Source organism: Erysipelatoclostridium sp. MSK.23.31 (assembly GCF_019125875.1).
GTDB lineage: Bacteria > Bacillota_I > Bacilli_A > Erysipelotrichales > Coprobacillaceae > Thomasclavelia > Thomasclavelia ramosa.
This window is the reverse complement of record NZ_JAHOCB010000030.1, coordinates 1-12,840: the sequence shown is the minus strand read 5'-3', so window position 1 is coordinate 12,840 and position 12,840 is coordinate 1. Positions and strand designations below refer to the sequence as shown.

Sequence of the window (12,840 nt, the reverse complement as noted above, 5' to 3'; positions counted from 1 at the left end):
AAAAGTTATTTACAAGCTAATAATAAAAAATAAATATATTTTTAAAAATGGAAAGATTTTATCTGCTGGTTTATATTTTATGGAAATTTATGCTAGAATTAAAGATAATAAGTTAAACTATTAATAATATGGGGAGAAAAAAATGAAAGGATTTAAACGAAATAATCAATTATTATCTTTGTGCGGTTTGAACTGTGGTTTGTGTCCGATGCATATTGATGGTTACTGTCCAGGATGTGGTGGTGGAGCAGGAAATCAAAGTTGTAGGATTGCTCGTTGTAGTTTGGAACATGATAATCTCACATATTGTTATGAATGTTCATCATATCCTTGTGATAAATACATGAAATTTGCTAAATATGATTCATTTATTACACATCAACATTATCATCAAGATTTAATGAAAGCTAAAGATGGTGGTATAGACACATATAATCAAGAGCAGCTTGAAAAGATAGATATTTTAAAAATATTTTTAGAAAAATATAATGATGGACGAAAAAAGAGTTTTTATTGTCTTGCTGTAAATCTTTTAGAGTTAGAAGAACTTAAAAGTCTAATTAAACAGATAGAAACTAATTCAAAGCTGTCAGCTCTAACAAAAAAAGAGCAAGCTAAATATGTATTTGATTTATTTCAAGATTTAGCCAAACAACATAGCTTAATCTTGAAATTAAATAAGAAGAGTAAAAAATAATTTACCCGTAAGATTAGCAAGAGTAACTAATTTACGGGTATTTTTATTGTACAATTGAAGCATCATATTGAATTGTTTGTAATAAAGCTTTACAAGTATTAATAAATTCATCCTTATTCATGCCTTTAACAATTGCTTCACTAGCTAGTAACTCTAGCTCATCAAGTAATTTTTCTTGATGTTCATGAGAATTATCAATCGTTGGTTGAACTTTAGCACCATGACGGCGATCAATACAAATATAGCCTTCTTGTTTTAGCAGCCCATAAGCTTTATTAACGGTCATATTATTTACTTGAAGATCTTGAGCTAAAGTCCTAACGGTTGGTAATGACTCGCCGTATTTAAATTGACCATTAGCAATACCTTTAACAATTTCATTACGTAGTTGCAAATAAATTGGAATTTCACTTGTATAGTCTAGATTAATAATCATTGGCTAAGCACCTCCTGAATTTCTTGATAGATGAGTTTAGTATTTTGAATATCATCATCATTAACGATATAGGTTATATCATCAGTATACAAAATTATATAGCAAGGATGCAAACTTGCCATGTATACTTTACACTTACCATAACGGTCAAAAGTATAATTTCCCTTACCATAAACAAAAGTATCGGTTCCATTAGTTCTAATTCCTTTACCTAAATCATCGGCTAGTTCTGCTTTATTAACTTTTTGAAGATCAATTGAAACATCGTAGAAAGGACTATCAACAACTACTGCTTGATCGGTTAAAGAAAGATTGACAAGATTATTAGTTATATCTAAATAATACGGATATCCAAATAACCATAGCAATAAAGCAATAACAAATGTCCAAATACCAATAATAAAAATTCGATAAGCCGGTTTTGCAGTATTAAATGTCATCTGTGTTCCATTTGGCGCTGAAATAAGTGTACGTGGATCAGCTTTATTATAATACGTTGGACCAAACCAACCGATTTTCCAGCAATCATCATTACTGATGGTATATTCACATTCGTTGTAATGAGCGAGAATCTTTGCCTTTTTCTCTCGATAATGGTTAGCTTTAATGACAATGATAATTACACAAAGAATCATTATTAAGGCAACTAAAAAGAGTATTACAAAAGGTAGCTTTTCAAGTAAGAAAAATTGTAAAGCTAAGTTAAAAATACTATCACCAGTGATTAAAAAGAAAAAACAATGATGAAAAGAATCACGACGTAGTAAATTCAATGTTATATTTACTTCACTGTTTTTACAGAATGTTTTATTTGGTAATTTTTTAATAAAGACAATTCCAAGTACTAAGACCATAAATTGTAATACCATGTAAAGATACATGGCATTTTCAGCGTGGAAATAAATCATATTTCCTAATACAGATAGATCAATTATTAAAACGAAGAAGTAACGTCTTAAATTAAAAGGGTGTTTTTCCATATAGGCTGATAATGATAAATCAATTTTAATTTTCTCTATTTTTTCATCTGGCCAATTGCGCAATTTTTTTAAAGCTAATAATTTAGCACGTGCTTTTCTATACGGAACATAATAGACGGAAACGTTAAACCATATCACAATCATAAAATAAAGTAATAGCCATTTAGTTGAAAAAATAAATAAAGGAATAAATGTTATAAATGAGATAATAAATACCCATAAATGTTCTTTTTTAAACTGTTTCTCAATTTCTTTAATTTCAACAGATTCATAAGTCCAATCAGGGATTGTAACTAAAAATAAGCGTCCTTCATTATAACGACTCTCTCGTTTAGAAGAAAAGTACATTACTACATTAATAAAAACTAAACATAAAATTAAAATCCACATATTACTCACCTCTTATATTTGTATTATATAACATAATACAAATAATACAAAATAAAATAATAAAATATTATAACATATTTTGCTGAAAATGATTCGCAACAAAAAGCAGAATCGATTCGATTCTGCCAGGTTGATAATTATTCAGCTGTTTCTAAACCTTGTTTTTTAGCAGCTTTATTAGAAGCTGATACAAGTGGTGCATAAACTAAGAGTCCAATTATGGTTATAACGATCTGTGAGGGCGTACCCCGTATATCACCAGTAGATAGATAACCAGAAAGTAAGGGGGGAGTTACCCATGGGATAACAATATAAGTATGTCCTACTAAGCCAACTGCAGTTGCAAAATATGCTATTAAAGTTGAAACAAATAGAAACAATACAGAAAGGAACAGTATAAATAGGGTTGAAAACGACAGGAAGTCCAAACATAATTGGTTCACTGATATTGAAGATACTTGAGACCTCACCCAAACGGGCAATCACTTTTTCTTGAAAAGATAAATACGGTAACAACTAAGATTAATAAAATCATTAAGAAAAATGAAACTTTTGTAAGTCAGTATAATGATGATTTTAAAGATGCGGTTCGTTTCAGTGTTATTGATTATGGCGCAACAGTAGGAACAGCTAAAGAGATGGAAACAAAATTTTCTGAAACAATTAGGGTTGCAAGTCAAGGTTATAAGTTAGAGGCTTATATGCATGGACCATATTTGGAAGTCAATCCAGAACATCGAATTTTCTTTATCGAAACGCCAAGTCCAAGATTATCTAAAGCAAAACTATTAAAAGCCTATGAATCACAGTATACGGAGCACGTGTTTGCTATTACGAAAGCACAATCAATAAGACCTTAGCATTAGATATTGCTTTAGATGAGTATCAGGCTGCATATTTACTAATTATTCTTTTCCAAGTAATGACATGGTGTATTGCTAAAAGTAAAGAAATTGATTTGACGAAATGGATTTATACAGATTTTTCTCAAGCGGTCAAGAGTAAAACGGCTGTTTAAGATTATGTCTAGAAAGGCTTGTCAAAAATATTTGACAACATTCCTAATATCTTTGGTAGCATTATTTTGATGGTTTATTTATACTGTTAATTATAGGAGGAAAGCAGATGTTAGGCGAAAAATTAATGCGATTAAGAAAAAAACAGGGCTATAGTCAACAAGAGGTTGCAGATAAGTTATCAGTGAGTAGACAAACTATTTCTAACTGGGAATGTGATCAAGCCTTACCCGCAGTTGATAAAGCCATGGAATTGGCACAGTTATATAATATAAGTTTAGATGATTTAATGGAAAATGAGATTGAAATAGTTAGTAATAATAAAACTAAAGACCTACATCTTTTACAATATTTGATCGGAAAAACTTGTACGCTGGAGTGCACACGAGATGCCTATTTGTTAGATATATCTACAAGTGATGGAAAGGTTCTAATTGTTGATGTCAATGATGATTGGGTTAAAGTGCAGTATCATCGAACAAAAAAAGGTTCGTTTATAAAAAAAGAAACTGTTACCAAACTAATTGATCTATCATGTATTAGCGGCTTTAAGGTCGAGGGGGAATTATAATGACGACTATTATTGCAATTATTGCTTTAGTTATAAGTATTTGTGCAATATATGAGATTGAAAAACTAAAGAAAAATGATGTTAAAAATATTGAAAAAGAAATTAAGGAAACAGATCGAATTAAGAATATTTTAGCAGGATTAAAGCAGTGTGATTGCGAATTGATTGTAAAAGAAACCATGTTTTTGATTGATGTCCCATATAGTGTAGAAGGTAAAATCATTGATTTAGATGATGATTGGGTTTTAATTGTTAGTATGGGAAGAAAGACGATTAGTAGAATGATTAGGATAACCATGATTAAAGATGTAATAGAATTGACTAAGTAGACAACTAAGGTTGTCTTTTTAATTGTAAACTAATTTTAAATAATTAGTTTACAATTTAGTGAATGTTTGCTATGCTTAAAAACGAGGTGATTCAATGAGTGTAAAACAAAATGTAATTGCTTTACTTGAAGAAAATCGTAGTAAGGTAATATCCGGACAAGAGTTAGCCAACCAATTGCATGTTAGTCGTGCGGCAATTTGGAAAGCGATAAAGACATTAAAAGAAGAGGGATATAATATTGAAGCAACGCCAAATAAAGGATATGTATTATTAGAAAATAGTGATGTTTTATCAAAACAAGGAATTGCATATTATTTAACTGAAGAAATTGATATCTTTTCATATAAAACAATCGATTCAACCAATACACAAATGAAGAAATTAGCAATAAATGGTGGTAAAAATCATAGTGTAATTGTGTCTGAAGAACAAAGCGCCGGACGTGGTAGATTTGGACGAAGTTTTTATTCACCGGCTCAAAAAGGGGTTTATATGAGTGTTTTATTAAAAACAGGAGATTCGCTACAAAATGCAACTATGATTACAATTAAAACAGCAGTTGCGGTTAGGCGAGCAATTGCAAAGCTATATGATATTGAAGTAGCAATTAAGTGGGTTAATGATTTGTATTATCGTGGGAAGAAGGTTTGTGGTATTTTAAGTGAGGCAATTAGTGATTTTGAAAGCGGAATGATCGAAGCAATTATTATTGGAATTGGAATTAATGTATCAACTGATAATTTTCCATTAGAAATAGCTTCCATAGCTACTTCTCTAGGATTACAAGAAGCTAATCGTAATCAATTTATTGCAGAAATCTTAAATCAGCTATTTGCAATTATCGATGAGGATTTTAAATTGGTTTTGAATGAATATCGCATGGCTTCATGTGTATTGCATAAGCAAATAACTTTTAATCAAAAGGGGGAGCAGTTTACCGGTTTAGTTCGTGAAATTAATGATTTAGGTAATTTGGTCGTTAGTAGCAATGGTGCAGAAATGGTATTAACCGCGGGTGAAGTAAGTATTATAGGAGGAAACCATGGAGCAGAATAAGTTACTAACAACAAAGAAAATAACCTATTGTGCAATTTTTACGGCTCTAATTACAATCGGAGCATTTATACAGATTCCGGTACCTTTCATGGATTATTTTACATTACAATTTTTCTTTGTTTTGCTAGCTGGAATTTTATTAGGCTCAAAATTAGGAGCATTGGCAGTATTACTGTATGTTGTAATTGGATTACTAGGATTACCAATATTTGCGGCCGGTGGAGGTTTAGCGTATATTGTTAGACCTAGTTTTGGTTATTTAATTGGTTTTATTGCAGGAGCGTATGTTACAGGCATAATATGTGAAAAAACTAATGAAATAGCAGCAAAAAAATATGTTTTGGCAGTATTGAGTGGTCTTTTGGCCACTTATATGATTGGACTTGGCTATAAATATATCATTTTGAATTACTATACTGGAACTCCAATAACTTGGAAACTAGTTTTGCTCTCATGTTTTCCTTTAGATTTACCAGGTGACTTATTTTTAAGTTTTTTAGCAGTCGGGACAGGAATTAGATTTGAAAAGATTTTTAAAAAGAGGAGAATACAATGTTAGAGAAGCTCATTGCACAAATTATGGCTGGTTATGAAATTAGTAAAGCAGAAGCTAAGATGCTGATAGATTATGATCTAGGGACTTTAAAGCAAGGGGCTGAACTAATTAGAAGAAGCTATTGTGGTAGTACATTTGATCTTTGTTCAATTATTAATGGTAAAAGCGGGCGGTGTAGTGAGAATTGTAAATATTGTGCTCAATCAGTTTATTATCAAACTGGAATTGATATTTATAATTTGTTGAAAATTAGTGAAATTAAAGCAATAGCCCTACATAATCAAAAGCAAGGTGTCGAACGTTTTTCTATTGTGACATCCGGACGGAAATTAAATGTTCAAGAATTTAATAAAATTTTAAAAATATATCAAGAACTTAATGATACTACAACGATATCCTTATGTGCTTCACTAGGACTATTAAACTTTGAAGAGTTAAAAAAACTTAAAGAAACAGGCGTTAAAAGATATCATAATAATTTGGAAACATCACGTAACTACTTTAATAATGTTTGTACTACTCATAGTTACGAGCAAAAAATCAAAACAATTAAGGCTGCAAAATTAGCAGGTTTGGAGGTTTGTAGTGGCGGAATTGTAGGAATGGGAGAATCATGGCTTGATCGACTTGATCTAGCTTTTGAATTAAAAGACTTAGGAATAAAGTCGGTTCCAATCAATGTTCTAAATCCAATTAGAGGAACACCGTTAGAACATTTGAAACCATTATCAAAAGAAGATGTTGAAAGAATATTTGCCATTTTTCGTTTTATTCTTCCTGATGCAACGATTAGAATGGCTGGTGGTAGAGGGCTTTTTGATGATAAAGGAATAAATGTATTTAAAAGTGGTGCTAATGGCGCTATCACTGGAGATATGCTTACAACTCAGGGAATAACTATTGCTGAAGATCAAAGAATCATTAAGCAATTGGGATTTAGGGTAGCCAAGCCATGATTAAAGGTTTGTTTGTTACTGGAACAGGGACAGATGTTGGAAAGACATATGTAAGTGCAAGAATAGTTAAAGCCTTGAAATCACAGTATAAGGTTGGTTATTATAAGGCGGCCTTAAGTGGTGCCGTTGTTGAAAATGATGTACTGATACCAGGTGATTTAGAAGTTGTTAAGCAGTATGCAAGTCTGCCAAATGAAAGCTGTAAAGTATCTTTTGTTTATGAAGAAGCATTTGCGCCTCATCTAGCTGCAAAAAAGACTAATACACCAGTTGATTTAAATACTATAAAAGCAGATTTGACAGATTTAGAAAATAAGCATGATTTTGTTGTTATTGAAGGAAGTGGTGGTATTATTTGTCCACTGCGCGATGATAAATTGATAATGCTTAGTGATGTGATGTTACTGGCTAACTATCCGCTAATAATTGTAACATCATCAGGCTTGGGTAGTATTAATGGAGCAGTTTTAACGGCTCAATATGCTAAACAGTTAAATTTAAATGTACTTGGTTTTATTATGAATAATTTTGATAGTAACAATCTCCTTCATCAAGATAATCGAATAATGATTGAAAGATTAAGTAGTTATAAAGTTTTAGGGTATTTAAACAAAAAAGCTGATAAGATTGAATGGTTTGAACAAATTATAGAAAGTTAAGATAAAAAAGTGAAATATACCTCGGTATTTAATACTTAATATCTAATAAACGGGAGATATTTCAAATTCACTTTTAATTATAAATAATCGGTTCCTATCTACTTTAGCGGAGTTATATCAATATGTAGTTACAGTTTTTTTCATGTTAACATTATTGGCGAAATGTTAACGGATTGATATAGACGAAAAAAGACAAAATATCTATGATATAGATAGGAGGGATGGGTTATGAGCATTGGTAAAAAACTACTAAGCCTAAGGCAAGAAAAAGGGATTTCACAAGAAGCTTTGGGCCGTGAATTAAATGTATCAAGGCAAACAGTGTCTAAATGGGAAAGTGATTTAAGTTTACCAGACATGAAAATGATGATAACAATAAGTCAATTTTATGAAATAAGTATTACCCAATTATTAGATCTTGATGATGAAACAGAAGCTGATTCAATCAATAAGATATATGAACAAACATCATTAGTGTTAGAGAATCTACAAAAGGAAAATAAAAAAAAGATTATTCGTGATTGGATAATTATTATTATTTGTACTCTTTGTTTATGTGTTGCATTAGCAATACTAGTTAAAAAGGGAACTAATGAGGTAGTTTTTTATCCTAATAATAGTACAACTCCAATAACCGATAACAATATAGTAGATTATTCAAATACAACATTTAAAGTGATTAGTTATGACTTTGATAAAATGACAATGAGTATTAATTATAAATGCGTTTTAAATAATTATACAGATATAACTCAAGTAAATATCTGTATTGTTGATGTTTTTAATAATCAGAGTATTTATCCAATGACTAAAGAAAATGCTTATACTTTTGTTTTAACAGAAACAATTCCTTTAGTGAATTATGCTAACTTTGAAATTTTGGTTAAAAATGGTGATAAAGGAGAAAAAATTAATGCGGATTCAGAAATAGAACATCATTTAGACAACTTGTTGAGTCACTTGATTTATATCTATATTCCAGGTGATAAAAATTATAAATTGATTAGAAATAATATGATTTATAAATTAGATTATAGTTATTTAGAAAACGAAAAGATTGATTATAGTGGTACTTTATCAAATAAAGTAGAGATAATTATTAATAAAATTAAAAATAATAATTATGAAAAAATTGGTCAAACTAATACAACTTTAGATAAGCAAAAAAAGATAAAATTATCAAAAGACTTATCTAATGGTAGTGAGATAAATGTTATCGTAAATATAATAACCGCTGAGCAATCATATGAATTGGTTAATATTAACCGTTATGTTCAAACTGGAGGAATTAGTTATTCTGAGTATCCTATCTATCGTTATGGAGATATTTAAAAAAAGATCGTAATGATCTTTTTTACTATTTTATTTCAATGAGTTCGTATTCACGAGTTCCGATTCCAATTTTTTCACCATGTTCTAAACAAGATTTCCAGTTTGTTTCAGGTGATACGTCTGTAAAGTGATCATGATGATGATGACCATGTTTATCTAACAAACTATTTGCAATAGCAGGCTGTTTATTAACAGCATCAGCACAAGCCATATCTAAAGCAACGGGATCAAATGAGGCAAACATTCCGACATCAGGGACGATGGCAATATCATTTTCACTATGACAATCACAATAAGGTGATACATCAATAACCAATGAAATATGAAAACATGGCCGATCTTGCACAACTGCTTTAGTATATTCAGCAATCTTATAGTTTAAAATGTCATTAGCTTCATCCATGCTGGCAACGATTGCATCTTTAGGACAGACTCCAATACAGCGACCGCATCCAACACATTTATCATGATCGATAGAGGCTTTGTGATCAGTAATACTTGTCCCGTTATGAGCACAAATTTTAATACATTGTCCACAGCCAATACACTTATCTTGCTCAACGACAGGTTTGCCAGCACTGTGCATTTCCATTTTACCAGCACGGGAACCACATCCCATACCTAAATTTTTCAAAGCACCACCAAATCCAGTCAATTCGTGTCCTTTAAAGTGATTTAACGAAATGATAATATCAGCATCCATAATCGCTTGACCAATTTTTGCTTCTTTAACATATTCTCCATTGATTGGAACGATTTCTTCATCTGTTCCTTTTAAACCATCAGCAATGATTGTGTGAACTCCGGTTTGGAAAGGATTGTAGCCATTAGAATAAGCACTGTCTAAATGATCTAGTGCATTTTTTCTTCCTCCCACATATAGAGTATTACAATCAGTTACGAAAGCTTTTCCACCCAATTCTTTTACATAGTCAGCAACAGCTTTAGCGTAATTTGGGCGTAAAAAAGCTAAATTACCGGGTTCTCCGAAATGTACTTTGATAGCAGTGTATTTGTTTTTAAAGTCAATTTCTTCAAAACCTGCTTTCTTCATTAAAAACTTCAGTTTTTCAGGAAGATTCATTCTTCCTGTATGCATATCACAATAATAAACTTTTGCTTTTTCCATAATTACCTCCATGATATTATGTCCTTGTATAATTTAATTTTAGCACTATTTATTGTAGGCTAAAAGCTAAATCAATTATATCTTACATCTTAAAGTATGCTTTAACGCAATATAAATAGCAAATAATTACAACAAAAAAAGAGCATCTCAAATATAAATCGAGATGTTCCTTTAAATAAATTATTAATTATTTTCCTCAGCAGTATCATTAGTCAAATTGAATTTATCTAATAAGTAGAAAGTTAGTGAAAGAATCATAGCAACAATACAAGCTAGCACCATTCCAGTTAATTCGACACCACCAAAGCTTAGCGTAATACTGCTTAATCCTGTAACAAAAACAACTGAAGTTAAGATAAGGTTTTTATTAGTTGCGTAATCAACTTTTTGATCAACTAAAATTCTTAATCCACTAGTACCAATCATTCCATATAGTAAGAAACTGATTCCACCAATAACCGGTCCAGGAATAGTTTGAATTAGTGCTGATAAGGGTCCTACGAATGAACAAATAATAGAAAGAACAGCTGCACCTGCAATTACTTGAACACTATATACACCGGTGATAGCCATAACCCCAATATTTTCACCATATGTAGTTGTTGGAACAGAACCGATAAATCCTGAAATCATAGTTGAAAAATTATCACCAAATAAAGAACGATGTAATCCAGGGTCTTCTAACAGGTTTTTACCGATTATTTTTCCTGTAACAATTTGATGACCGATATGTTCTGAAGTAATTACAAGAAGAACTGGTAAGATCATCAAGATAGCGTTAATATCAAATTTTGGAGTTGAGAAATTAGGTATTGCAAATAGTGGAGCATTTGCTACAGTTGTAAAATCTACTAATCCAAAACAAATTGCTGCAATATATCCACAGATAATTGCAATAAGAATTGGAATGACACTTAAAAATTTTCTAAAACAAATATTTCCAAAAATTGCAACTCCTAGAGTAATTAAAAATACCCAAACATTGGCCATCTGAATATTATCACCAATCAAGCCTGCATTATTTGCAGCAGTAGCACTTAATTCTAATCCAATTAATGCAACTACTGGTCCCATTGCAGCTGGTGGTAAAACAATATCGATCCATTTTGTCCCACATTTTTTAATAATTAAGGCTAATAAACAGCCGCAAAATCCGACTGCTACGAATCCCCCCAAAGCATAAGGGTAGCCAAATTTAGAAATGACAATATTTGCTGGAGCAATAAAAGCGAAGCTAGAACCTAGATAGGCAGGGGCTTTCCCTTTTGTAATAACAATAAATAATAACGTTCCAATACCGTTCATGAATAAGACGATAGCTGGATTTATCCCAAATAAGAAAGGTACTAAAACACTGGCACCAAACATTGCAAACATATGTTGTAATGATAATGGAATCAGTAATTTTCCTGGGACTTTATCCTCAACTTGAATAATCCGTTTATTAGACATACATGTCCTCCTTTTTAACCTTAAATATTATGTCATTATTTAGTGATACTGTCTATAAAAATCTTCTTATTTTAGTTTAAAAAATTTAATTGTTCAAATATTTGATTATTTCCTTTATCGCTTGGTTGAACAATATGTTAAAATGATGGTGCAGGAGGTAAAACTATGCAATTAGAAGAACTGGTAAATCAGTATTATGATGATTTAAATGAAAATGATTTAATGATTTGGAAATATATATTAGCCCATAAAAAAGAGTGCTGTGAAATATCTATTGATGAATTATCTAAACGTTGTAACATATCACGGGCAACAATTTCAAGATTTAGCCAAAAGATATCTTTTGAGGGATTTCGTGAATTTAAGATGCGTTTAAAATTAGAATGTCAGCAGGTTCAAGTAAAGAATGATGGAATGCTTGATGAAATTTGTAATAATTATCTAAAAAGTATGGAACTAACTAAAGATAGCGATCTTGATGACCTCTTTGAACATATACATCACGCACGTAGGCTCTTTGTCTTTGGAACTGGTGAGACACAAAATACAGTAGCCGAAATGATTAAAAGAGTTTTTCTTCAAACTAAAGTATTTTTCGTCACCTTATATGGTAAAAGTGAATTAAAGATGACTATTAACGGTTTAGGAGAACAGGATGTAATGATTTTTATTTCTGTATCTGGTGAAAATGAAATGGCAATTGAGGCAATGAAAACATTGAAAAATAAAGGTACTTATATTGTTTCTATCACTAAACTAAATAATAATACACTAGCGCGGCTTGCTGATAAAAGTTTGTATGTAATTACAGATCAATACAAAAGATTTAATAATCGTACCTATGAAACGACTTCAGCATATTTTAATACAGTAGAAATTTTATTTCTTAAATATCTAGATTATCTGGATAATTTAGATGAGTAAAATATTTCTGCACAATTTTAAGTTTGAGAACCCTTGAAGTTTAATTTTAAGGGTTTTTTATTAATATTTACTGTACTTATGCACAGATCTTGTGCAAAGGATATAAATGTGAACCTCTTCTTTAAATACGCTTAAGATGTTGAATCAAAAATTATTTATATTACAATAAAGGTACATTAAGATCTTAGTGCAGCAAAAAATAAATTAACTCTCTTGGGGGTCATGGAATATAAATATATATTTAGCGCGAATGTTATTTATATTGGATGCATAGAGGGTTTCTAAAACTTATTAATCCATGAAACAGAGGAGAAAAAGAAAATGGAAAAGAAATATTCAGTTGTTATTGCTGGTGG

General features: G+C 30.8%; 16 protein-coding genes. 10 read left to right on the top strand and 6 right to left on the bottom strand.

Going from position 1 to position 12,840, the window contains the following annotated elements; genetic code table 11:
• The first annotated feature begins 142 nt into the window (after positions 1-142).
• On the top strand, positions 143-697 hold the full coding sequence (locus KSU54_RS12835) for a DUF3795 domain-containing protein (RefSeq protein ID WP_003539387.1): 555 nt from the start codon (positions 143-145) through the stop codon (positions 695-697).
• Between the two features lie 43 nt (positions 698-740).
• Here the strand turns inward: KSU54_RS12835 and KSU54_RS12830 are convergent, their stop codons facing one another.
• The 4 genes from KSU54_RS12830 to KSU54_RS19505 all read right to left on the bottom strand — a co-directional run bounded on the left by KSU54_RS12830 (position 741) and on the right by KSU54_RS19505 (position 2,989).
• Entirely contained in the window at positions 741-1,133 is a 393-nt protein-coding gene (locus tag KSU54_RS12830; RefSeq protein ID WP_003539388.1) for a GntR family transcriptional regulator, read from the bottom strand.
• The gene (locus tag KSU54_RS12825; RefSeq protein WP_003539389.1) at positions 1,130-2,503 is read right to left on the bottom strand and encodes a PH domain-containing protein; all 1,374 of its coding nucleotides are present in this window, start codon (positions 2,501-2,503) and stop codon (positions 1,130-1,132) included. Before KSU54_RS12825 ends, KSU54_RS12830 begins: the two co-directional genes overlap by 4 nt.
• A 137-nt stretch (positions 2,504-2,640) precedes the next feature.
• Positions 2,641-2,859: a PTS sugar transporter subunit IIC gene (locus tag KSU54_RS18945; protein ID WP_369931538.1), complete on the bottom strand. Its 219-nt coding sequence runs from the start codon at positions 2,857-2,859 to the stop codon at positions 2,641-2,643.
• Positions 2,759-2,989: a hypothetical protein gene (locus tag KSU54_RS19505; RefSeq protein ID WP_224209039.1), complete on the bottom strand. Its 231-nt coding sequence runs from the start codon at positions 2,987-2,989 to the stop codon at positions 2,759-2,761. The genes KSU54_RS18945 and KSU54_RS19505 overlap by 101 nt, the downstream gene beginning before the upstream one ends.
• Here KSU54_RS19505 and KSU54_RS12815 point away from each other — a divergent pair.
• The 8 genes from KSU54_RS12815 to KSU54_RS12780 all read left to right on the top strand — a co-directional run bounded on the left by KSU54_RS12815 (position 2,962) and on the right by KSU54_RS12780 (position 8,979).
• On the top strand, positions 2,962-3,363 hold the full coding sequence (locus tag KSU54_RS12815) for a hypothetical protein (RefSeq protein ID WP_003539391.1): 402 nt from the start codon (positions 2,962-2,964) through the stop codon (positions 3,361-3,363). The genes KSU54_RS19505 and KSU54_RS12815 overlap by 28 nt on opposite strands.
• A 265-nt stretch (positions 3,364-3,628) precedes the next feature.
• The gene (locus KSU54_RS12810) at positions 3,629-4,090 is read left to right on the top strand and encodes a helix-turn-helix transcriptional regulator (protein WP_003539392.1); all 462 of its coding nucleotides are present in this window, start codon (positions 3,629-3,631) and stop codon (positions 4,088-4,090) included.
• Positions 4,090-4,419 (top strand): hypothetical protein, encoded by a 330-nt coding sequence (locus tag KSU54_RS12805; protein ID WP_003539393.1) that lies wholly within the window; start codon positions 4,090-4,092, stop codon positions 4,417-4,419. Before KSU54_RS12810 ends, KSU54_RS12805 begins: the two co-directional genes overlap by 1 nt.
• A 94-nt stretch (positions 4,420-4,513) precedes the next feature.
• The gene (locus KSU54_RS12800; RefSeq protein WP_003539394.1) at positions 4,514-5,476 is read left to right on the top strand and encodes a biotin--[acetyl-CoA-carboxylase] ligase; all 963 of its coding nucleotides are present in this window, start codon (positions 4,514-4,516) and stop codon (positions 5,474-5,476) included.
• On the top strand, positions 5,463-6,035 hold the full coding sequence (locus KSU54_RS12795) for a biotin transporter BioY (RefSeq protein ID WP_003539395.1): 573 nt from the start codon (positions 5,463-5,465) through the stop codon (positions 6,033-6,035). The genes KSU54_RS12800 and KSU54_RS12795 overlap by 14 nt, the downstream gene beginning before the upstream one ends.
• Positions 6,029-6,988 (top strand): biotin synthase BioB, encoded by a 960-nt coding sequence (gene bioB, locus KSU54_RS12790; protein ID WP_003539396.1) that lies wholly within the window; start codon positions 6,029-6,031, stop codon positions 6,986-6,988. Before KSU54_RS12795 ends, bioB begins: the two co-directional genes overlap by 7 nt.
• Entirely contained in the window at positions 6,985-7,647 is a 663-nt protein-coding gene (bioD, locus tag KSU54_RS12785) for a dethiobiotin synthase (RefSeq protein WP_003539397.1), read from the top strand. The genes bioB and bioD overlap by 4 nt, the downstream gene beginning before the upstream one ends.
• A gap of 228 nt (positions 7,648-7,875) precedes the next feature.
• Positions 7,876-8,979, top strand: a complete 1,104-nt coding sequence (locus KSU54_RS12780) for a helix-turn-helix domain-containing protein (protein ID WP_117792624.1) — start codon at positions 7,876-7,878, stop codon at positions 8,977-8,979.
• A 25-nt stretch (positions 8,980-9,004) separates the two neighbouring features.
• On the opposite strand, the gene KSU54_RS12775 is transcribed toward KSU54_RS12780, so the two are convergent.
• Both KSU54_RS12775 and uraA read right to left on the bottom strand, forming a co-directional pair.
• Complete coding sequence (locus KSU54_RS12775) at positions 9,005-10,108, bottom strand: DUF362 domain-containing protein (protein ID WP_009008884.1); 1,104 nt, start codon at positions 10,106-10,108, stop codon at positions 9,005-9,007.
• Between the two features lie 183 nt (positions 10,109-10,291).
• On the bottom strand, positions 10,292-11,560 hold the full coding sequence (gene uraA / locus KSU54_RS12770; protein ID WP_003539400.1) for a uracil permease: 1,269 nt from the start codon (positions 11,558-11,560) through the stop codon (positions 10,292-10,294).
• Between the two features lie 165 nt (positions 11,561-11,725).
• Between uraA and KSU54_RS12765 the strand changes: the two genes are divergently transcribed.
• Complete coding sequence (locus KSU54_RS12765; RefSeq protein ID WP_003539401.1) at positions 11,726-12,484, top strand: MurR/RpiR family transcriptional regulator; 759 nt, start codon at positions 11,726-11,728, stop codon at positions 12,482-12,484.
• The last annotated feature ends 356 nt before the right edge of the window (positions 12,485-12,840 follow it).